Source organism: Niveispirillum sp. FG156, from assembly GCF_057809555.1.
The window spans coordinates 45,396-66,600 of record NZ_JBMDKE010000040.1 but is presented as its reverse complement, the minus strand read 5'-3'; the positions used below and the strand labels follow the sequence as shown (position 1 = coordinate 66,600).

General features: G+C 64.9%; 16 protein-coding genes. 10 read left to right on the top strand and 6 right to left on the bottom strand.

Annotated elements, in window-relative coordinates; genetic code table 11:
* Positions 1–68 precede the first annotated feature (68 nt).
* Complete coding sequence (locus tag ACODSP_RS22425) at positions 69–1,253, top strand: EAL domain-containing protein (RefSeq protein ID WP_488967762.1); 1,185 nt, start codon at positions 69–71, stop codon at positions 1,251–1,253.
* Between the two features lie 316 nt (positions 1,254–1,569).
* Here ACODSP_RS22425 and ACODSP_RS22420 read toward each other — a convergent pair whose 3' ends face one another.
* Genes ACODSP_RS22420 through ACODSP_RS22405 form a run of 4 tightly spaced genes read right to left on the bottom strand, consistent with a single transcriptional unit; the run spans position 1,570 to position 8,315 of the window.
* Positions 1,570–3,654: a hypothetical protein gene (locus tag ACODSP_RS22420; protein WP_488967761.1), complete on the bottom strand. Its 2,085-nt coding sequence runs from the start codon at positions 3,652–3,654 to the stop codon at positions 1,570–1,572.
* Positions 3,651–6,389 carry a DUF4159 domain-containing protein gene (locus ACODSP_RS22415; RefSeq protein WP_488967760.1) on the bottom strand — a complete coding sequence of 913 codons (2,739 nt, stop codon included), beginning with the start codon at positions 6,387–6,389 and terminating at the stop codon, positions 3,651–3,653. Before ACODSP_RS22415 ends, ACODSP_RS22420 begins: the two co-directional genes overlap by 4 nt.
* A 4-nt stretch (positions 6,390–6,393) precedes the next feature.
* Positions 6,394–7,290: a DUF58 domain-containing protein gene (locus tag ACODSP_RS22410; protein WP_488967759.1), complete on the bottom strand. Its 897-nt coding sequence runs from the start codon at positions 7,288–7,290 to the stop codon at positions 6,394–6,396.
* A gap of 5 nt (positions 7,291–7,295) precedes the next feature.
* The gene (locus ACODSP_RS22405; RefSeq protein WP_488967764.1) at positions 7,296–8,315 is read right to left on the bottom strand and encodes an AAA family ATPase; all 1,020 of its coding nucleotides are present in this window, start codon (positions 8,313–8,315) and stop codon (positions 7,296–7,298) included.
* A 116-nt stretch (positions 8,316–8,431) separates the two neighbouring features.
* On the opposite strand from ACODSP_RS22405, the gene ACODSP_RS22400 reads away from it, so the two are divergent.
* From ACODSP_RS22400 to ACODSP_RS22360, 9 genes are all read left to right on the top strand, one after another.
* Complete coding sequence (locus tag ACODSP_RS22400; RefSeq protein ID WP_488967758.1) at positions 8,432–9,040, top strand: DUF1285 domain-containing protein; 609 nt, start codon at positions 8,432–8,434, stop codon at positions 9,038–9,040.
* 79 nt (positions 9,041–9,119) lie between these two features.
* Positions 9,120–9,692 (top strand): CoA pyrophosphatase, encoded by a 573-nt coding sequence (locus ACODSP_RS22395; RefSeq protein WP_488967763.1) that lies wholly within the window; start codon positions 9,120–9,122, stop codon positions 9,690–9,692.
* Positions 9,693–9,750: 58 nt separating this feature from the next.
* Positions 9,751–12,042, top strand: a complete 2,292-nt coding sequence (locus ACODSP_RS22390) for an ATP-binding protein (RefSeq protein WP_488967757.1) — start codon at positions 9,751–9,753, stop codon at positions 12,040–12,042.
* 179 nt (positions 12,043–12,221) lie between these two features.
* Complete coding sequence (locus tag ACODSP_RS22385; RefSeq protein ID WP_444732768.1) at positions 12,222–12,875, top strand: OmpW/AlkL family protein; 654 nt, start codon at positions 12,222–12,224, stop codon at positions 12,873–12,875.
* A 157-nt stretch (positions 12,876–13,032) separates the two neighbouring features.
* Positions 13,033–14,155 (top strand): peptide chain release factor 2 gene (prfB, locus tag ACODSP_RS22380; RefSeq protein ID WP_488967756.1). Its coding sequence is split into 2 segments (ribosomal slippage): positions 13,033–13,101 and positions 13,103–14,155, totalling 1,122 coding nucleotides; the frame shifts between segments, so codons are not numbered across the junction.
* A 189-nt stretch (positions 14,156–14,344) separates the two neighbouring features.
* A complete protein-coding gene (locus ACODSP_RS22375; RefSeq protein WP_488967755.1) occupies positions 14,345–15,961 on the top strand; it encodes a sensor histidine kinase in 1,617 nt (538 codons plus the stop codon).
* Between the two features lie 513 nt (positions 15,962–16,474).
* On the top strand, positions 16,475–16,882 hold the full coding sequence (locus ACODSP_RS22370; RefSeq protein ID WP_488967754.1) for a hypothetical protein: 408 nt from the start codon (positions 16,475–16,477) through the stop codon (positions 16,880–16,882).
* Positions 16,879–17,388: a helix-turn-helix domain-containing protein gene (locus ACODSP_RS22365; protein WP_488967753.1), complete on the top strand. Its 510-nt coding sequence runs from the start codon at positions 16,879–16,881 to the stop codon at positions 17,386–17,388. The genes ACODSP_RS22370 and ACODSP_RS22365 overlap by 4 nt, the downstream gene beginning before the upstream one ends.
* A 62-nt stretch (positions 17,389–17,450) precedes the next feature.
* Positions 17,451–18,911, top strand: coding sequence for an ATP-binding protein (locus ACODSP_RS22360; protein ID WP_488967752.1), 1,461 nt, complete (start codon positions 17,451–17,453; stop codon positions 18,909–18,911).
* A 75-nt stretch (positions 18,912–18,986) separates the two neighbouring features.
* On the opposite strand, the gene sucD is transcribed toward ACODSP_RS22360, so the two are convergent.
* On the bottom strand, positions 18,987–19,859 hold the full coding sequence (gene sucD / locus ACODSP_RS22355; RefSeq protein ID WP_488967751.1) for a succinate--CoA ligase subunit alpha: 873 nt from the start codon (positions 19,857–19,859) through the stop codon (positions 18,987–18,989).
* A 1-nt stretch (position 19,860) separates the two neighbouring features.
* On the bottom strand, positions 19,861–21,057 hold the full coding sequence (gene sucC, locus ACODSP_RS22350) for an ADP-forming succinate--CoA ligase subunit beta (RefSeq protein WP_054170525.1): 1,197 nt from the start codon (positions 21,055–21,057) through the stop codon (positions 19,861–19,863).
* Positions 21,058–21,205: the final 148 nt, after the last annotated feature.

Here is a 21,205-nt window from a genome sequence, read left to right as displayed (position 1 = left end):
CTTTCGCCGGGATGACGATGAAAACGCGGTTCCAGTCAAAAGAAGTTCGCTCTAGGGGAGATGCGCATATGAACTGGTTCCGCCATCTGGTGTTTGCCGCCGTCTATGTCGCCTTGGCCCTGGTCGTAGCGCTGACCCTGCCTTTGTCGGTCAGCGGGATGGATGGGCATACGGCCCTGCTGTTCGGCATCGCCATCCTGACCTTCGGCGGGTTGCTGCATGAATTCTGGGCGCGTCAGGATGAACGCAGCCGCCTGGAATCCCGCATCTGGGACCTGGAGGCGGTGGCGGAGGAGATGCGTCTGGAACTGGATGCTTTGCGCGGCCATTCCGGCGCCCTGCCCGCCGACCCGCCGGAGGTGGCGGCGGTATTGTCCGAAGCGCGCGTGCTGGAACGGCTGGCCCACCGCCTGCCCGCATCCGGCCCGCGCCCGGCCACTGGTCCTGATGCCGGCCCGCTGTTCGCGCCGCAGCCGATGCCCGCCGATCCCGATGCCGTCCTGGACCATGTCCGCACGGCGCTGCGCACCGATCATGTGGATATTTTCCTGCAGCCTGTCGTCAGTCTGCCGCAGCGCAAGCACCGCTATTACGAGCTGTTCTCCCGCATCCGGGCCGGGGTGGATGGTGATGGCAAGCCGCGCTACATGCTGCCCGAACAATATCTGGGCGTGGCGGCAGAGGCGGGGCTGATCGCCACCATCGACAATCTGCTGCTGTTCCGCTGTATCCAGCTGCTGCGCGAGACGGAGAAGCGGCACCAGAATGTCGGCTTCTTCTGCAACATCTCCGCCGCCACCCTGAACGATGCCGCCTTTATGCGGGAATTCGTCACCTATATGGGGCAAAGCCCCAACTTGGCGACCAAGCTGGTGTTCGAGCTGTCGCAGGATGATTTGATGCAGGGCGGCCTGTTCGCCACCGGCTTTCTGGACGGGTTGCGGCGGCTGGGCTTTCATTTTTCCATGGATCAGGTGGTCAGCCTGGATCTGGACTGGAACGAGCTGGCCCGCCATGAAATCCGCTTCGTGAAGCTGGACGCCGCCCGCCTGCTCGACCCCGACAGCCGCTTTGCCGACCCGCGCGCCGTGCGCGAACTGCGCCAGCAGCTGGACCGCAACAATATCGACCTGATCGTGGAAAAGGTGGAGACCGAAGCCCAGCTTCTGGAACTGCTCGACCTCTATATCGATTTCGGCCAGGGCTACCTGTTCGGCGAACCCAGGCTGGCGAAGAAGCAGACGGCGGGCTGATCTTTCATACCAAGAATCCTGGTTGAAGATCGCTCCCCGTAGGTCGCGGGTGAGCCAAAGGTGAACCCCGACATCAAAAGCACTGTCGTTCGTCGTCGGGGTTCACTTGCGTTCACCCGCGACCTACGGGGAGCGGCAGCAAGGGTTCTTGGTATCCGCGCCGACCTCCGATCAGGGCATATGAAACACCCCCTGTAAAAGTGTTTCACTTGGTTGCATGGGGTGCGAAGTAGCGCGGATTAGCGAAGCGTAATCCGCGGAGCGACGCGGGGTATTCCGCGGATTACGCTTCGCTAATCCGCGCTACGATCCCACCCTACCCCCGCCCTTCCCGTCGCCAGGCCAGCACCAACATGCCCATGGCCAGCAGCAGCACCGGCAGGGCCGGCAGCAGCGGGGTCTGCGTCACGCCTGTGACGACATGGTCGCCATTGCCGCGCAGGCCCAGCCAGCCGAAACCGGCGGCGTCGCGGTCGGGGCGGACGCGGCGGATGATGGGCACCGACGACCCGTCCCCTTCCAGCCAGTAATACCCGCCGCCCGTGGCCTTCAACGCCGGCTGCAACGGGTCGGGGGTGGAGCGGACATCGGCCAGTTCCGGCGGGTTCACGGCGCCAACCACGGCCACCGCCGACTTTTCCCCATCGCTCACCCGCCAGATGCCGGGTTCGGACGCGATCAGGGTGCCCACGGACTGACCCGTTCCGCTATCCCGCATCTCCACCTGCGTCGCCTGATCGGCGGGGGAGGTGACGGTGACGGGCCGCGTATCGGGTTGCAGCGACCGGCGGGTGATGGTGATGCGGCTGCCATCCACGGCGGTGCGCAGGTCGTTTTCTTCCAGCTCCGGTTCCTTCATCAGCCAGTGGGCCAGACGGCGCAGAAGCTCCGCCTGCGGCCCCCCGCCCTCATAGCCACGTGACCAGAGCCAGAAATGGTCCGACGCCAGTTGCGCCACACGGCCTTGGCCAACCCGGTCCAGGATCAGCAGGGGCCGGCCCTCGGCCCCCGACATGACGGTGGCGCCCTTGTCGGCGGTCACGTCGATCTGCCGCATCCAGCGGCCCCAGGGACCGACCCCGTCGGCGGCATCGGTCAGGCCCGCCGTCACGGGATGGCGCTTGCCCACCTCCGTCACCGTCGGCTTGAACGGTTCCTCCAGCACGCGGCCCGTGGGTTCTGCCGGCAATATGGTGCCGATGGGGGAACGGTAGAGCGACATGGGCGTGGCAAAGGTCGGGCCGCTGGCCTCCAGAAACGCGCCGCCCTTTTCCACATACTCGGCGATATTGGCCAGGTACATGTTGTTGATGACGCCGCGCTTCTTGTAGCGGTCGAAGATGATCAGGTCGAATTCCGACAGCTTCATCTCAAACAACTCGCGGATCGGAAAGGCGATCAGCGACAATTCGCGGATGGGCGTGCCGTCATTCTTTTCCGGCGGACGCAGAATGGTGAAATGCACCAGATCGACGGCGGGATCGGCCTTCAGCAGGTTGCGCCAGGTGCGCTCCCCCGCATGCGGCTCGCCCGAGACCAGCAGCACGCGCAGCCGGTCGCGCACGCCATTGACCACGACGGCAGCGCGGTTATTGGCGAGCGTCAGTTCACGCCGTCCGGCCTCTGCCGTCAGTTCAACGATGTTCAGCCCGCCATGGTTCAGGGGCAGGGTGATCGGCACCTCCTGTCCCACAGGCACGGCCATGCCGATCGGGTCCTGCCCGTCCTGGCGCAGGGTGACGGACGCCACCTCGCCGGCGCCAGCGGCGGGCAGGTCATCGATGCGGATGGTGAAGGTGATGTCCTTGCCGACAATGCCGAAGCTGGGGGCCTGCACGATGGTCAGGCGGCGGTCGCCCTCATCCTTCTCCCCCGTCAGCAGGGCATGGACCGGCCCGAAATCGGCCAGCGAGGGCCGGGCGGATGCCACGTCATGCACCTGCCCGTCGGTGATCAGGATGGCGCCGGCCAGCCGACCGCGCGGCACGTCGGACACGGCCCGGGTCATCGCCTCCATCAGGCGGGTTTCCTCCACCTCCGCCTCACCGCCGGTCCCACCGCCGGCGCGCACCACCCGTACCTCCAGATCGGCGAAGCGCGACAGCTTCTCCTGGATCGCGGCGGCTGCCTTCTCGGTGCGGGCCGTGCGGTCGCCGATCTTCTGGCTGGGCGACTGGTCGATGACGACCACGGCCACATCCTTGATCGGTTCCCGCTTCTCGGTCACCAGCGACGGGTTGGACAGGGCCAGGACCAGAACCAGCAGCCCGCCCAGGCGCCACCAGCCACCGCGCGCCCGGCGATAGAGCCCGTAACCGGCGATCAGCACCGCCAGCAGGGCCAGCGGGATCAGGGCGGGCCAGGGGATCAGCGGGGCAAAGGCAATGTCCTGCCCGATCATTGGCCCAGCCTTTCCAGGATGGCGGGCACATGCACCTGATCGGCCTTATAATTGCCGGTCAGGGCATACATGACCATATTGATACCGACACGATAGGCAATTTCCCTCTGTCGTTCCGGACCCGGAACAACGGGATAGAGGGGGCGGCCCCGTTCATCCATGGCCCAGGCGGCGGCCCAGTCATTGGACCCGATCAGGACGGCGGAGACGCCGTCATTGCTGGCATTGTCCTCCCGCGCCTCGGCCCATAATTCGCCGCCGGCATAGCGTCCGGGGAATTCCCCCAGCAGGTAGAAGGCCTTGGTCAGCACATGTTCGGGACCGACAGGGGCCAGCGGCGGGATATCCAGCCCGCGCAGCAGCGCCTCCAAACCCGGTCCGCCCGGCCCGTCGCCGGCAGCGCTGGGCGTACGCGTATCGATCAGGACCATGCCGCCCTGGCGCATATAGGCGTTCAGGCGGTTGCGCGCCGCTTCCGACAGGCTGGTCTGCCCCTCCGTCACGGGCCAGTAGATCAGGGGGAAGAAGGACAATTCATCATTGTCCAGATCGACGGGCATGGCGCCCGCCACCTCCACCGCCGTGCGGTCGGCCAGGACCCGGCCCAACCCTTCCAGGCCGGCCTTGCTGACCCCGTCCACGGCCCCGTCGCCGGTACGGACATAGGCCAGCCAGTTCTGGGCCGTCGCCTCGATGGCACGCGTATCATCGGCCCGCGCCTCACCCATGGCCAGCCCGCCTGCCAGCAGCAGGGCCAGACCGGCGGCGGCCCCCCGGCCCAGGCCCGGCAGGCGCGGCAGCAGCCCGCGCAGCGACAACGCGATCAGCAGATCGATCAGGCCCAGGATCAACGCCATGGTCAGCAAGGTCGGCTTCAATTCGGTTTCACCGCCGGCAGCGTACAATCCCTTGGGCACACCCGCCAGCAGCGCATCGGGCGTGGTCATGGCCGGGATGGCGGGCGACAGGTTCAACGCGCGGGGCGATTCGGCAGGGCCATAGTAACCGGGCGGATGGCGCGGGCTGACCGGCCCGCCCAGATCGGTGGCGGCCAGGGGGAAAATGGTTCCCGCCGGATCGGCCAGCCGCCCGAACCCGTCCAGGATGGCGCGCGGGGCCAGCATGCCCGATGCCTCCCCACCCTCTACCCCGGCGGACAGGGCCACGACCCGGCGCAGCATGTCCACATAGAGCCCCGACAGGGCCAGATTGGACCAGTCCGGCCCGGCACTGGTATGGACCAGGACCAGGGCACCGCGTCCACGCCGTTCGGCGGTGACCAGCGGCGTGCCATCGGCCAGCCGGGCCCAGGTGCGGGATGCCAGATCAATGCCGGGTTCGGCCAGCACCTGCCGCTTCACCGTCACATCGGCGGGCACGGTCAGGCCGTGGAAGGGGCTGTCATCGGCAAAGGGTGACAGGCCGGCGGGCGTATCCCAGGACAGGGCACCGCCCAGCGCCCGGCCCCCGGCGCGCAGTGGCACCGGGATCAGGGCGTCGGCATTCTGGGCCAGACGCGGGCCGGCAAAGCGCAGCAGGACGCCGCCACCCTCGATCCAGTTTTGCAGCCGGGCCATCTCCGCCTCGGTCAGCGAACCGACATCGGCCAGGATCAGGACCGAGAGGGTGCGGTCCAGCAAATCCCCGATCTCGCCCTTGCGCAGCTCCGCATAGGGGGACAGGGCACGTTCCAGGTAATAGAGATCGGACAGAAGCGGCTGTTCGCCCGCCGCCCGGCCGGAGACCAGCCCCACGGGCCGGCGGCGCCAGCGTTCATCGGTCAGCAGCACGGCACCCGCACTGTCCTGCCCTTCCAGGCGCAGGCTGGCCAGCTCGTTGCGCAGTTCGGTGGGCAGGTCCAGCGGCACCTCCACCCGGCCTTCGCCGGCGGGCAGGGTGGCGGTGGCAGCGCCCAGCAGCCGGCCATCGGCGCCTTGCGCCCGCAGGGTGACGGGCAGGGGCAGGCTGGTTTCGGACCGTTCGATGGGCACGCGCAGGCTGGCGCCGTCCAGCACGGGCTGGCGGATCAGCAGGGCCGGGCGTTCCTGCCCGTCGCCGCGTACTTCCAGTGCGCCCAGGCGGCGCAGATGGGTGACCAGATCGGCAGCGGCGGGATCGGCGATGCCCGCCGGGCTGGCCGTGACGACCCCGTCGCTCAGCCAGACGATATAGGGCGATCCCTGCGGCTTGAACGCCTGCCGCAGTGTCTGCAAGGCGCCGGCCCGGTCCACGGGCCAGGGATGGGGCGCCATCGTCTGTGCCACCCGCTTGGCGGCATTGGCCGGCATCGGCCCGGCCAACGCGGGGGCATCGCCATTGGGGGAGGGGGCGGTGGCCAGCAGGGTGACGGTCCGCCCCTGCCGGTCGGCCTGATCGATCAGATTGTCCATGGCCGACAGCCGCGCCGGCCAGTCCCGCGCCGCCGCCCAGCCATTATCCACGACCAGCAGCAGCGGCCCACCCCCCGGCAGCGTGGCCGCCGGGTTCAGCAGCGGGCGCGACAAGGCCAGGATGACCAGGGCCGCCAGCACGATGCGCAGGATCAAAATCCACAGCGGCGTGCGGTTCGGCGTCTCCTCCCGATGCACCAGATCGGCCAGCAGGCGGATGGCGGGAAAGCTGATGGTGCGCGGGTTGGGCGGCGTGACCTTCAACAGCCAGTAGAGCAGCGGCAGCGCTACCAGCCCCAGCAGCAGCCAGGGGGCGGCAAAGGCGATGGGACCCAGGTTCAGCATCGGCTCACCCTTCCCCCGACAGCGCCGCCCACAGCGACAGCAGCGCCGTCTGCGGCGGCTTGTCGGTGCGGTGCAGGGTCAGGGTCCAGCCAGTGGTACGCGCAATGGCGGCCAGCCCGTCGCGTTGGGCCGCCAGCCGGTCCAGATAGGCCTCGCGCACGCCATCGACACGCGGCACCAGCAGCGATCCTTCACCCTCCAGCCCCTTGAAGCGCACCCGCCCTTCATAGGGCAGGGTCTCCTCACCGGGGTCCAGCACCTGCACCAGATGCCCGCGCACCCCGCGCGCGGCCAGCCGCGCCACCGCGCCCTCGATCTGGTCCAGCGGCGACAGAAGATCGCCGATCAGCACGGCCTGGGCATTGCGGGGCAATTCTATGGCGGTCGGCGGCAGGCCGGCGCCCTCATTGAAATAGATCTGCCCCGTCAACCAGTCGGCCAGACGCGGCAGGATGGAGCGGGCGGCGGATGGCGGCACATCGCTGCCCGCCAATTGCACCCGCTCCCCCCCGCGCAGCAGCAGGGCGGACAAGGCCAGGGCCAGAAGATCGGCGCGGTCGCGCTTGGTCGACAGCTCGCGGCCCGACCGCCAGTTCATCGACGGGCTGTCATCGCGCCAGATCCAGACGGTCTGGGCGGCCTCCCACTCATTCTCGCGCACGAAGACATGGGCGGATTTGCCGGTCTGGCGCCAGTCGATGCGGTTATGGGCATCGCCCTGCTGGTACCGGCGGAACTGCCAGAATGTCTCCCCCGTCCCCACCCGGCGCCGTCCATGCGCCCCCTGCGCCACGGTCGCCGCGATGCGTTCGGCGGCGACCAGAAGGGCGGGCAGACGGCGTGCCAAATCCTCCGCCCGGTGCTGGGCGCGGATGGAGGCGGGCGGATGGCGCGTATCCATGGCGGTTACGCCAGCGGCGCGCAAAGCTGATCGATGATGGCGTCCAGCGTGATGCCGTCGGCCCTGGCCGCGAAGTTCAATGCCATGCGGTGGCGCAGAACAGGCTTGGCAAGGGCGATGACATCATCCAGCGACGGGGTCAGCCGCCCGTCCAGCAGGGCGCGGGCGCGGGCGGCCAGCATCAGGGCCTGTGACGCGCGGGGACCGGGGCCCCAGGCGACATGGCGGCGGACAATGTCCAGCGGGCTGCTGTCGGGCCGTGCATTGCGGACAAGGTCCAGGATGCCATCCACGATACTGTCGCCCACCGGTACGCGGCGGACCAGGGCCTGGGCCGCGATCAGATCCTGCGGCGTCAGCACCGCCGTAACCGTGCCGGCATCGGCCCCGGTGGTGGCGATCATCATGCGGCGTTCGCTGTCGCGGTCGGGATAGTCCACATCCACCTGCAACAAGAACCGGTCCAGCTGCGCCTCTGGCAGCGGGTAGGTGCCTTCCTGTTCCAGCGGGTTCTGGGTGGCCAGTACATGGAAGGGGCGGGGCAGCGGGTGATAATGGCCCGCCACCGACACGCGGCCTTCCTGCATGGCCTGCAACAGGGCCGACTGGGTGCGCGGGCTGGCGCGGTTGATCTCATCCGCCATCAGCAACTGGGCAAAGACCGGGCCGGGGATGAAGCGGAAGGCGCGGCGTCCATCGTCGCGTTCCTCCAGCACCTCCGACCCCAGGATGTCGGCGGGCATCAGGTCGGGCGTGCATTGCACGCGGCGGTCATCCAGGCCCATGACGGTGCCCAGCGTTTCAACCAGCCGCGTCTTGGCCAGACCCGGCACGCCGATCAGCAGCAGATGCCCGCCGGCCAGCAAGGTGACCAGCGACAGGTCGATCACGTCCTGCTGACCGAAGATGACGCGTCCGATGGCCTGACGCGCGGCGGCAAGCTTGTCTCCCAGCGCCTCCACATCCCGCAACAGCGCCTGCGGGTCGCTGTTGCGCCCGGCCTCCGTTGAATTCAGCACCATCATCATCCCTTCAAACCCGAACAACACCCGTATGATGGGTGTAATACCCTGGGTACCAGAAGCTTGGCATCACGACTATGTTATCAATGCGGCATGAAGACCGCGACTGACGGAGCTGGATGGTCCAATCCACCATGACGGAATGCAAGCAGAATGGGCATGCCAATGCCGCCCCGCACGATGGGACCAATGCAGCCGACGCCGCGCTGAAGGCGCTGGGCGGCGGTGCGCCCCGCACGCCCAGCGCGGAGGATGAAGCCTATCCCATCGTCATCCGCGCCGACGGCACCTGGACCTATCACGGCAGTCCCATCGGGCGGCTGCCGCTGGTGAAGCTGTTTTCGACCGTGCTGCGCCGGGATGGTGCCGGCGACTACTGGCTGATCACGCCGGCTGAACGGGGGCGGATCAGCGTGGAGGATGCGCCCTTCGTGGCTGTCGGCCTGGAGGTGCAGGGGGAGGGGCCGAACCAGTTCCTGACCTTCACTACCAATCTGGAGGCCAGCGTCACTGCCGGCCCCGATCATCCGATCCGCGTGGTGACCGATCCGGCCACCGGCGAACCGCGCCCCTATATCCGCGTCAAAGGACCGCCGGAGACACCGTTGGAAGCGCGGATAAACCGTGCGATCTTCTATGATCTTGTCGAACGGGCGGAACCCGGTGAGGCCGGTGATATCGGCGTCTGGAGCCAGGGGATATTCTTTTCCCTGGGCCGGGTGGATTGAGGGTTTAGCAGCGGTGCTTGAGACGGAATTGATAGCGGCCAGCCCCCTGATGCGGGGCATCCACGACCTGTTCGCGCGGATGGAACCGCCGACGGGCGGGCGTGGCGATCTGGACGGCAATCCCGGCCTGCCGACCGCCCCGACCCTGCGTGATGCCGCCGTCCTGGTGCCGTTGGTCGACCGGGTGGATGGGCCGACCCTGCTGCTGACCCAGCGCACGGCCCATCTGGCGGCCCATGCCGGGCAAATCAGCTTTCCCGGCGGCGGGGTGGAACCGCACGATATCGACCCCACCGCCACCGCCCTGCGGGAGACGGAGGAGGAGATCGGCCTGCCGCGCAGCCATGTGCGGATTCTGGGCCGGCTGGACACCTATATTACCCGCACCGGATTCCGGGTGGTGCCGGTGGTGGCGCATGTCCGCCCGCCCTTCACCCTGACACCGGACCCCAACGAGGTGGACGCCATTTTCGAGGTACCGCTGACCTTCATCCTGAACCCCGCCAGCCGGGTGCGGGAAACACGTGAATTCATGGGCGCACAGCGGCATTTCTGGGCCTTCCCCTATGGCGACCGCTATATCTGGGGGGCGACCGCCGGCATGCTGGTGAACCTGTGTGACGTGCTGTCGGGCCTTAACGACGCGACGTGACAATCCCCGCCTTCCATGGTTGATAAGGGGGAAATGTGCAGGCCGGAGGTGAGCCGCGATGGAAGTGCTGCGCCAGCTTGATCAACTGACCCTGCTGGTCACCTTCGCGGCGGTGGCGTCCGGTCTTGGCGTCTCGCTCTGTATCTATTGGTGGCGGCAGCGGGCTATTCCCGGTCTTGGCCTCCTGACCGGTGGTGTCGTGCTGGGCGCGACGGGCGTCGCCATCCTGGCCACGCGCGATTACATCCCGCTCTGGCTGTCGGTGCTGCTGGGCAATCTGGGGGTTGGCTGCGCACATGTCCTGTTGCTGCTGGGCATCCGGCGTTTTGCGGGACGGCCCCTGCGCTGGACCGTGCCGGTCGCCACCCTGGCCATCCTGACGGCGGTGCTGCTCTATGATGTACTGCACCGGAACGACATCATCCTGCGCTCCATCGCCGCCTCGATCTGGCTGATCGGGATCAAGATCGCCATCGCCTATGAAAGCTGGCGACAGGGCAGGACGGTGGCGCCCCGCCTGTGGGTGGTGATCACCACAGTCTTCGCGGTCATGGCCCTGGTCATGCTGGCCCGCATCATCGATATCGTCTGGCGGCAGGATGAGGGGGGCTTCTTCTCTCCCAATCCGGCGGCGGCCATCAATTTCCTGATGGCGACCATGGGGCTGGTGGCCGGCTGCATGGCGGTCATGGCCCTGACCAACGATTTCCTGCAACGGCGGCTGGAGGCGGAGGCGGCGGAGAATGCCCGTGTGGCGCGCGAACGCGATCAGGCCGCGCAGACGGCGGATGCCGCCAACCGTGCGAAATCCGTCTTCCTGGCTGCCGTCAGTCATGAGATCCGCACCCCCATCAATGCCGTGATGGGGGGCCTGGAAATCCTGAACGGCCAGGGACAGCACGACCCCGCCTCCCCCCAGGGCAAGGTGCTGGAGGTGATGGACAAGGCGGGACAGTCCATGCTGGCCCTGCTGGATGATCTGCTGGACATCACGCGGATCGAGGCGGGGCACCTGTCGCTGCTGTCGGCCCCGATGGATCTGCACCAGCGTCTGCATGACGCCATCGACCTGATGGCGGGGCGTGCGGCGGCGGGCGGGCTGTCGCTGGAATTGACCATCGGCGCGGATGTTCCCCGGCATGTCAGCATGGATGCGGCGCGCCTGCGCCAGATCCTGCTGAACCTGATCGGCAACGCTATCAAATTCACCGAACGCGGCGGCATCAAGGTGGTGGCGGCGCGTCAGCCGCCCGCCGTCGGCCATGCCAGCGCCACGCCGGGGGCCGCCCTGGTGCGCATCACGGTGGCCGATACCGGTATCGGCATTCCCGCCGCCAAGCTGCCGCATGTCTTCGACGCCTTCTATCAGGCCGAAGCCGGGGACAGCCGCCGTTTCGGCGGGGTCGGCCTGGGGCTGGCTATTTCCAAGCGGCTGGTTGGCATGATGGGCGGCACCATCCAGGTGGACAGCGCACCCGGCCATGGCACCGTCTTCACCCTTGACCTGCCCATGCCGCTGGCCGCCGCCCCGGCCCAGGCGCCGGGTGCGGCGGCCCGCCTGCTGCCCTACTGGACCAGCCGTCCACAGGTGCTGTTGGTGGAGGATGATGCCGTCAACCAGTTCGTGGCGACACAACTGCTGACCCGGCAGGGTGTGCAGGTGATAACGGCAGAGGATGGGGAGACAGCGTTGGCCACGCTCACCACGCAGCGGGTGAAGCTGGTGCTGATGGATATCGGCATGCCGGGCATGGACGGGTTCGAAACCACGGCCAAGCTGCGCCAGGGCGGCGGGCCGATGGCGTCTGTGCCCGTCGTCGCCCTGACGGCCAATGTCCTGCCCGAAACCGTGTCGCGCAGCCGGGCCGTGGGCATGCAGGGTTTCATCGCCAAGCCCATTAAGCTGGAGGAACTTCTATCCACCCTGGCCCGCATCATCCCGCCCGACGGCGTGGGTGCCGTGGCCCTGGCCGGCGCGGAACCGGCGCAGGTTACCCAGATGCGGCCCACCGATACCGGCCCGATGGGCGCGCTGCGCGGGCGGCTGGGCGGGCCGGCGGTGGATGGGCTGCTGCTGCTGGCGGCACAGAATGTCGCCGATGCCCGCCGCAGCCTGCGCCCCGCCGGGGATGATGAGAATGGCGTCGATGTCGCGGCGGTGCGGCGTCTGGCGCTGCGTATGGCCGATGGGCTGGACGCTGTCGGCTTTCCTGCCGATGCACAGGCCCTGCGCGATTGTCTGGGCCTGCTGCGTCCGGGGCAGCCGGTCAATACGGCCCTGGCCGCCATGGACGCCATCCTGGCTGATGCACAGGCCCGTCTGCCGCGCATCCGCACCGCGGCGGAATGATCACGAATATGGCACGCCAGCCATTCATCAAAAGAATACCGGTGATTTATTTGAATTGATCCAAATCAGGGAAATGATCACACCGGGCTTTTATAACAAAACCTGTAAGCGACGACTGAAAACAGCGTCCGGCCGGCGGCGGAAATATTCGCCCGGCACACGATACAGGAGCCTTATCCATGAAGAAATTCGCTGTTCCGGCGCTGGCCGCCGCGTTGACGATGGGTGCCGCTGTCATGCCGGCCCATGCCGAAAAGGCCGCCGGTGACCTGCTGGTCCGTGGCCGCGTCATCTATGTGCAGCCGGATGAAAGCAGCAGCCTGAAGCTGGGCACGACCGCCATCGCCGGCAAGGCCGCTGTTGACAGCTCCGTCGTGCCGGAACTGGATTTCAGCTACTTCTTCACCGACAATCTGGCCGCCGAACTGATCCTGGGCACGACGCACCATAATGTGGCGGCCAAGGGCTCGCCGCTGGGCGCCTCGGTTGATCTGGGCGATGTCTGGCTGCTGCCGCCGACCCTGACGCTGCAATATCATTTCAATCCGAAGGGCAAGATCAGCCCCTATGTCGGCGCCGGCGTGAACTACACGATTTTCTACGGTGACGATCCGGGTGCCGCCAAGGGCATCTCCTATGACAATGCCTTCGGGCTTGCCGCCCAGGCCGGTGTGGATATCGAACTCAACGACAAATGGTCGCTGAATTTCGATGTGAAGAAGATCTGGCTGGATACGGATGTGAAGGTGAATGCCGGCCTGGCCAGCCCCGTCAATGCCAAGGTCGATATTGATCCCTGGATCTTTGGCGTCGGTGTCGGCTACCGGTTCTGATCGGGTTCGGCTGCGTCCGTTCCTTGAAACCGGGGGCGGCCATGTTGGGAAGGGACTTGGCCTCGGGCACTGTCCGGGGGTACATAAGCCCCTTTCCAACGTGGCCGCCCCCGGACCTTTTCGGGGCCGGCCCGCCCTTGAGATCGGGAGCACGCACATGCGCGCTGAAATCCAGGCGGTGACGGAGGCTGTTGAACAGTCTCTGGTCCTGCTGAGGAGGCATCTTTGACTGGGAGAAATCCCTTTTCCGCCTCGACGAACTAACCGCCCTTACCGAAGACCCGAACCTGTGGAATGACAGCGACCGGGCCCAGAAGCTCCTGCGCGAAAAGAACCAGCTGGAAGCGTCGCTGAACGGCACGCGGCAGCTGGAGCGCGACCTGAAGGACAATCTGGAACTTCTGGAAATGGCCGAGATGGAAGGCGATCAGGACATGATCGCCGAAGCCGAAGCGGCCGTTCTGTCGCTGAAGGACCGCGCGGCCACCATGGAGCTGGAAAGCCTGCTTTCCGGCGAGGCCGACGCCAACGACGCCTATCTGGAAGTGAATGCCGGTGCCGGTGGCACGGAGGCCCAGGACTGGGCCCTGATCCTGTTCCGCATGTATTCCCGCTGGGCCGAACAGCACGACTACAAGGTCGAGCTGCTGGACGAGACCAATGGTGAAGAGGCCGGCATCAAGTCCGCCACCATCCAGGTCAAGGGCCACAATGCCTATGGCTGGCTGAAGTCGGAGACGGGCGTGCATCGCCTGGTCCGCATCAGCCCGTTCGATAGCCAGGCCCGCCGCCACACCTCCTTCTCCTCCGTCTCCGTGACGCCCGTGATCGACGACAAGATCAATGTCGAGATCAATGAGAAGGATGTGAAGGTCGACACGTTCCGCGCATCGGGTGCCGGTGGGCAGCACGTGAACAAGACCGACTCGGCGGTGCGCTTCACCCATATCCCCACCGGGATCGTGGTGTCGTGCCAGCAGGAACGCAGCCAGCACAAGAACCGGGCCAAGGCCTGGGACATGCTGCGTGCCCGCATCTATGAGATGGAACTGCGCAAGCGCGAGGAAGCGGCCAACGCCCTGGAAGCCACCAAGACCGATATCGGCTGGGGCCACCAGATCCGCTCCTATGTGCTGCAGCCCTATCAGATGGTGAAGGACCTGCGGACCAATGTCGAAACCTCCGACAGCGCAGGCGTGCTGAACGGTGATCTCGACAAGTTCCTGCAGGCAGCATTGGCGATGCGCATCAACGGCCATGGTGACGCGCTGGGCGAATGATCAGGCGGCTTCATCAAAAGTGACGTTTTCTGCCAAGGCCCGGTAACAATCTGTTGCCGGGCCTTCATTTTTGCCTCAGAAAGGGGCAACCGGGCGCGGCGCATGATAAAGCGTCAGCCCGTTCCCATTTTTCAAAGCGGATGCCCCTGCGTCGGTGGGACGTGATCAGGCATCGTATGGGGTTGCCTGATGGTCGCGTTGGATTCGGCCGCGCTTGATTTGCCGGCCCTGGGGGCGGCGGGGGCGGACCGTCTGTTCCTTTCCTATTTCAACAGCACCTCGCAGGTGCTGGTCCTTCTGGACGCGGACGGAACCGTTCGTGCGGCCAACCGTGCCGCCCTGCGCGTGGGCGATCTGGCGGCAGAAAAGGTGTTGGGCCTAGCCCTGTGGGATACGCCCTGGTGGTGCGGGTCACCGGGGGTGCGTGAACGGCTGATATCGGCGGTACAGGCGGCCGGCAGGGGCGCCACTATCCGTTTTGATGCGGCGACGGGGCCGGAAACCGGTGCCCCACTGGTCTTCGACCTGTCGGTCACCCCCATCGATCCCGGTGCCGATGGCGCCATCCGCCTGATGGTGGAGGCGCGCGACGTGACGGAGGCGCGCGACATCGAACAGGCGATGCGCGCCAATGAACAGCGCCTGCGCGACATGGTCGAAGGCTCGGTTCAGGGCATTGTCGTGCATTCGGGCCGGCGCATCCTGTTCTGCAACACCGCCTATGCCCAGATGCTGGGCTATTCGTCGGTGCTGGATGTGCTGTCGATGGAGTTGGACCGCATCATTCCGGAACCGGGGCGCGAACAGGCCAATCGCGCCTGGTCCATTCTGCTGGCCGGGGGCAAGCTGCCCATCATTCGCTCCACCCCCAATATCTGCTGCGACGGCTCGCTGATCCATGTTGATGTGCTGGCCCGGCGCATCGTCTGGGACGGGCAATATGCCATCCAGGCGACGGTCGTGGACGTGACGGCGCAGGCCAAGGCCGCCGCCGCAGAGGCGGCGCGTCTGGCCGCGGAAGCCGCATCTCGGACCAAATCCGCCTTCATCGCGACCATGAGCCATGAGTTGCGCACGCCCCTGAATGCCATTCTGGGCTTCGCTGGGATGATCGCCAGCGGCGACCGTGATGGGGTGCCGCCCGACCCGCGCCATGCGGAATATGCGGGCGACATCATGGTGGCCGCCAACCATCTGCTGTCCGTGATCAACGACATGCTGCACCTGTCGAAGATCGAAGCGGGGCGTCTGACCCTGGAGCCTTGCTGGATTCCCCTGGAAGGGGAATTGCGGCAGATCCAGCGGATCGCGCGCGGCCTGTCGCGGGACAAGAACCTGTCCATTGAGGTGGAGTTGCCAGCGGGTGAGCCGCTGCTGCTGCTGGCCGATGAACGGGCGCTGCGGCAATTGCTGCTGAACATTGTCGGCAATGCCGTGAAGTTCACGCCGCATGGCGGCGATATCCGCCTGATTGCCGAACTGGACCGCCATGACGGGCGGCTGGTCCTGTCGGTCGTGGACACGGGCGTGGGTATTCCAGAAGGCGATCTGGAACGGATCTGGCGGCCCTTTGAACAGGTGGGCCGGGTCCAGGATCACCAGAACGGGACGGGCCTGGGCCTTTCCATCGCGCGGGCCCTGGCCGAACTGCATGGCGCCGTGGTTTCGGTCGACAGCACGCTGGGCCAGGGCACGGTCTTCCGCTTCCGCTTCCCGGCGGATCATGTGGCGCGCGGTTCTGCGCCGCGTCCGGCCCCGTCCAATGACGAAATGGACGAATCAGTGGCGGTCCGGCTCAGCCGCTAGGTCCCGTTCGACCGCCTGTTCCCCGCCTTTCGTTCCGGCATTCGTGTGCCCATCGCTGCCGTGCCGGTGCCTGTCGTCATGCCCATTATCGATGGTCTCAGCAGTTTCCTGGACAAGGCGGTTGATGATCCCGTCCTTGTTCCGCCCTGTGCATGTAGATTGTGCCATATGCAAAAGAACAAGTGCACCAGGGTGGGAAACATCCCGCCGGTAACGGAAACATAAGAGTTTTGCTCTACCTCTGCTGCACCCGACAATGTTGTGGTCCAGCCTGTGGACATCGCTTGTTTATCCCCGCCATGGCCGGGGGAGCCATTGGTAGATAAAGGAAGATTGTGTTTGGCTTTACAATTAAAACAGGAACAGCATTCCTGTCTTATCGTTTATAGTCATATGACTTGCTTGGAAATTGTATAGCAGAATACAACCGACTTTGACAAAGGGGGGCGAAGTCAGTCACCATCAATAGCTTTCCATTGATGGAGACTAGACCCAACAGCCGCTTCACACAGTTTGCAGTTCCACAACAGAAAACAGGAAAAGTGCCGGCTGTCCGTGCCGGAAATGTATTGCCGCCCCTTCTGCCATTCGCGGATTGTATCACCGCTGATCAATGGCGGAATTGACGGAAATACAGGTTTCTCATTTGGTTTTCTGATGCTTTCTTTCGTCCCGCAAAGGGTTTGTCTCTTGAAAACGAGTTTACGAATCGAAAAACGGGAATTCAACGATAATCCGTTTCCATTACGCGTATCCTCAGGCGTGGATGTGAATGGAGGGTTGGAAACCTTGATGGCATATCCCAGTATGCATGGGGCTTTTGGCGCGCGCCAACTGATGTTGCGTGCTCATCTTTCGGTTGCTGAACCGATTTCTGTCAATAGTTGCCGAATCAGGCGCGTGGCCGGGGAGCGGTTATGACCAACAGTATCGCCGGGCGGCTGCGCCTGCTGCGCCATCGATTGGGCTTCGCCCGCCGTTCCGACATGGCGGCCCATCTGGGCCTGCCCAGTTCCACCTACAGCGCCTATGAGGGCGATGGGGGTCCGCCTAAGGTGGAATGGCTGCTGGAACTGGCGCGCCGGGGCGTCAATCTCAACTGGCTGCTGACCGGGGAGGGGGAGATGCTTTTGACGGCCCATGATCCGGCGATGAACCCGACCATCATCCCCATGCCGACGAATGCCAGCGCTCCCACCTCGCCGCGGCCCCACCCGGTGACGGAGCATGAGCATGCCGTGGATGCCTATCTGCTGGCGGCCATGATCAGCCGTGTGGAGCGGGAGGAGCGAGAGCGTGGCCGCCCCCTAACCGCTCTGGAAAAGGGCGAAATGATTGCCCGCCTCTACGCCGCATCCGCCCGCCTGACCGAAAGCGAACTGGCCGGCCACCCTTTGTCGCGCGCGGCGGAGGCGCCGGAGAAGTAGGGCTTTGGATGCCGCGCCCCCGATGCTAAGATCAATCGATTGATCTTAGCATCGGGGGCGTCATGATCGGTATCACAGAGAACGAGGTTCGTCTGCGTCTGGCCGTGGATAATCCATGGTGGCGCGACGCGGACCTGTTCCGGGAGGATATGCAGGGTTTCCCGCGCCGGGACCTGTTCACATCCTTCCATGCCCTGCTGACCAATCTGTCCATCCAGCGCGCACCCATCCTGATGGGGCCGCGCCGTGTGGGAAAGTCCATGCTGATCCGGCAGGTCATTGCGCAACTGCTGAGTGACGGTGTGCCGGCGGCGGACATTCTCTATGTCTCGCTGGACACACCCGTCTATACGGGCCTGTTCCTGGAACAGATACTGCGCATCGCCTTCACCCAGGATGGCATCCTGGAACGCCGCACCCGCTACGTCTTCTTTGACGAGGTGCAATATCTGAAGGAATGGGAACGGCACCTGAAATCGCTGGTCGATGCCTTGCCGCATATCCGTTTCTGCGCGTCGGGCTCTGCGGCGGCGGCCCTGAAGATGAAAAGCAACGAGTCGGGGGCGGGGCGGTTTACGGATTTCTATCTGCCGGGGTTGTCCTTTGCGGAGTTTGTGCGGTTCAGTTCCGGCGCTCCTGAATTTCAGGTGAAGGATTTTCTTGAGCCCGCCTTCCTGCGTGATCAGGAGGGTGTCCAGCGTCTGAACCAACTCTTTATAGACTATATCAACTTTGGTGGTTTCCCTGAGCCTTCGCTGTCCCGCGATATCCGCAAGCGGGCCGATATCTATGTGCGGGAAGATATTCTGGACAAGGTCCTGCTTCGGGACCTGCCCAGTCTCTATGGCATTGACGATATTCAGGAACTCAATCGCCTGTTCACGATGCTGGCCTATCAGACCGGCAAGGAAATCAGCCTGGATGGCCTGGCGCAGCAATCTAGCGTCGCCAAGAATACGCTGCGTAAATACCTGACTTATCTTGAGGCGGCCTTCCTGATTATCCGTTTGCCCCGCATCGATGCCAGCGGGCACCGCTTTCAGCGGGCCAACTTCTTCAAGGTCTATCTGACCATCCCCAGCCTGCGTGCAGCTTTGTTTGGCCCGATCACGGGTGACGAGGAACATTTTGGGGAACTGGTCGAAACGGCGATCATGGCCCAATATGTCCATACAAATATCGTTTCCACACTCTGCTATGCCCGCTGGGGTAAGGGGGAGGTTGATTTTGTCTTTCTTGATCCGAAGACTGATCGGCCCGTGGACTGCCGGGAAGTGAAGTGGAGTGATCGTTATTTTGAGAAGCCTGAGGAACTAACCGCCTTGCTGGATTTCGCCAACCGACACGGGATCAACAAGCCGATCGCGACGACGAAATCTGCCATTGGGCGCAAGCAAACCCACGGTATAGACATCCTGCACATTCCGGCTGCACTGGTGGCTCTGAGCGTCCATCAGCTTCTGATGGATAATCAACAGTTTCAGTTGAATGCCCAGGCGATGCTTGCTCCGCCTGCTTCATAAAAAATGCCTGAAACAAAAACCCCCGCCGGATCGCTTCGGCGGGGGTTTTCTTTACTCAATGTACGGGCCAAAAAATCAGCCCAGTGCCTTCACCATGGTCGAGCCCAGGCTGGCCGGGCTTTCGGAGACATGGATGCCGGCGGCGCGCATGGCTTCCACCTTAAACTCAGCGGTGTCGTTACCGCCGGAGATCACGGCACCAGCATGGCCCATGCGGCGACCCGGAGGAGCCGTACGGCCAGCGATGAAGCCGACGACCGGCTTCTTCAGGCCCGACGCCTTGATGTACTCCGCACCGTTCACCTCTGCGTCACCACCGATCTCACCGATCATGATGATGCCTTCGGTTTCCGGATCGCGGGCGAACATTTCCAGCGCTTCGACGAAGTTCGTGCCATTGACGGGGTCACCGCCGATGCCGATGCAGGTGGTCTGACCCAGGCCGGCGGCGGTCGTCTGCGCCACTGCTTCATAGGTCAGCGTACCGGAACGGGACACGATGCCGATCTTGCCACGCTTGTGGATGTGGCCCGGCATGATGCCGATCTTGCACTCGTCCGGGGTGATGACGCCGGGGCAGTTCGGGCCGACCAGACGGGTCTTGCTGTTGGCCAGGGCGCGCTTAACGCGGACCATGTCCAGCACCGGGATGCCTTCGGTGATGCAAACCACCAGCGGCAGTTCGGCATCGATGGCTTCCAGGATGGCGTCGGCGGCGAACGGCGGCGGCACATAGATCACGGACGCGTTGGCGCCGGTCTTGGACACAGCGTCAGCGACGGTGTCGAACACCGGCAGGTCCAGATGCTTGGAACCGCCCTTGCCGGGGGTCACGCCGCCGACCATCTTGGTGCCATAGGCGATGGCCTGTTCGGAATGGAAGGTCCCCTGCGCGCCGGTGAAGCCCTGGCAGATGACCTTGGTGTCTTTATTGACGAGAACGGCCATGTTACGCGGCCTCCTTCACGGCCTTGACGATCTTCTCGGCGGCGTCGGCCAGATTGTCGGCCGACAGGATCGGCAGACCGCTTTCGGCCAGGATCTTCTTGCCGAGGTCGACGTTGGTGCCTTCCAGACGGACAACCAGCGGAACATGCAGCGAGACTTCACGCGCGGCGGCGACAACGCCGTCGGCAATGACGTCACAGCGCATGATGCCGCCGAAGATGTTGACCAGGATGCCTTCGACATTCGGGTCGGACAGGATCAGCTTGAAGGCGATCGTCACGCGTTCCTTGGTGGCGCCACCGCCCACGTCCAGGAAGTTGGCCGGCTCGCCGCCATACAGCTTGATGATGTCCATGGTGGCCATGGCCAGGCCGGCGCCGTTGACCATGCAGCCGATGTTGCCATCCAGCTTCACATAGTTCAGGCCGTGCTTGGTGGCTTCCGTCTCGGACGCTTCTTCTTCGGTCGGGTCGCGCAGCTCTTCGACGTCGGGGTGACGGTAGAGCGCGTTGTCGTCGAAGTTGACCTTGGCATCCAGCGCGATCACGTCGCCAGCGCCAGTCACGACCAGCGGGTTGATCTCAACCATGCTCATGTCCAGGTCGATGAACGCCTTGTACATGGCGGTCATGAACTTGGCGGCGGCATTGACCTGCTTGCCTTCCAGGCCCAGGGCGAAGGCGACCTTGCGGGCGTGATAGCCCTGCAGGCCTTCGACGGGGTCGATGGCAACCTTGGTGATCTTTTCGGGGTGGCTGTGGGCCACTTCCTCGATCTCCATCCCGCCCTCGGTCGAGGCGACGATGGTGACGCGCGACGAGCCGCGATCCAGCAGCATCGACAGATACAGCTCGCGCTTGATGTCGGCGCCTTCCTCGATATAGAGGCGACCGACTTCCTTGCCCGCTTCGCCGGTCTGCTTGGTGACCAGCACCTGGTTCAGCATGGCGGCGGCGTTGGACTTCACATCATCCACGCTCTTGACGACGCGGACGCCGCCCTTGCCGTTGGGGTCGTTCTTGAAACGACCGGCGCCACGGCCACCAGCATGGATCTGCGACTTCACCACCCAGACGGGACCACCCAGTTCGGTGGCAACCTTGGCGGCTTCGTCCGGCGTATAGGCGACGCCGCCGCGGGGCACCGCGACGCCGTACTTCTTCAGCAGGCTCTTGGCCTGGTACTCATGGATATTCATCGCTCAGCCGTCTTGCTCTGGATGGGAGACGGGCCGGCGGAGCGGGGATCCGCCCTGCCGCACACGGAGGTCCAACCCCCACGCGGGCGGCACTTTAGCACTATGGGAACCGGGATCAACCATCCAAAGGTCCCGCATGATGCCCGGC

Bases quoted from the DNA above. Each gene is read 5' to 3' on its own strand.
- ACODSP_RS22395 (WP_488967763.1), top strand. From the start codon at position 9,120: ATGGAACCGCCGACGGGCGGGCGTGGCGATCTGGACGGCAATCCCGGC.
- ACODSP_RS22410 (WP_488967759.1), bottom strand. From the start codon at position 7,290: ATGGATACGCGCCATCCGCCCGCCTCCATCCGCGCCCAGCACCGGGCG.
- sucC (WP_054170525.1), bottom strand. From the start codon at position 21,057: ATGAATATCCATGAGTACCAGGCCAAGAGCCTGCTGAAGAAGTACGGC.
- ACODSP_RS22390 (WP_488967757.1), top strand. From the start codon at position 9,751: ATGGAAGTGCTGCGCCAGCTTGATCAACTGACCCTGCTGGTCACCTTC.
- ACODSP_RS22360 (WP_488967752.1), top strand. From the start codon at position 17,451: ATGATCGGTATCACAGAGAACGAGGTTCGTCTGCGTCTGGCCGTGGAT.
- ACODSP_RS22365 (WP_488967753.1), top strand. From the start codon at position 16,879: ATGACCAACAGTATCGCCGGGCGGCTGCGCCTGCTGCGCCATCGATTG.
- ACODSP_RS22415 (WP_488967760.1), bottom strand. From the start codon at position 6,389: ATGCTGAACCTGGGTCCCATCGCCTTTGCCGCCCCCTGGCTGCTGCTG.
- ACODSP_RS22425 (WP_488967762.1), top strand. From the start codon at position 69: ATGAACTGGTTCCGCCATCTGGTGTTTGCCGCCGTCTATGTCGCCTTG.
- ACODSP_RS22405 (WP_488967764.1), bottom strand. From the start codon at position 8,315: ATGATGGTGCTGAATTCAACGGAGGCCGGGCGCAACAGCGACCCGCAG.
- ACODSP_RS22385 (WP_444732768.1), top strand. From the start codon at position 12,222: ATGAAGAAATTCGCTGTTCCGGCGCTGGCCGCCGCGTTGACGATGGGT.
- ACODSP_RS22375 (WP_488967755.1), top strand. From the start codon at position 14,345: ATGGTCGCGTTGGATTCGGCCGCGCTTGATTTGCCGGCCCTGGGGGCG.
- sucD (WP_488967751.1), bottom strand. From the start codon at position 19,859: ATGGCCGTTCTCGTCAATAAAGACACCAAGGTCATCTGCCAGGGCTTC.
- ACODSP_RS22420 (WP_488967761.1), bottom strand. From the start codon at position 3,654: ATGATCGGGCAGGACATTGCCTTTGCCCCGCTGATCCCCTGGCCCGCC.
- ACODSP_RS22400 (WP_488967758.1), top strand. From the start codon at position 8,432: ATGGTCCAATCCACCATGACGGAATGCAAGCAGAATGGGCATGCCAAT.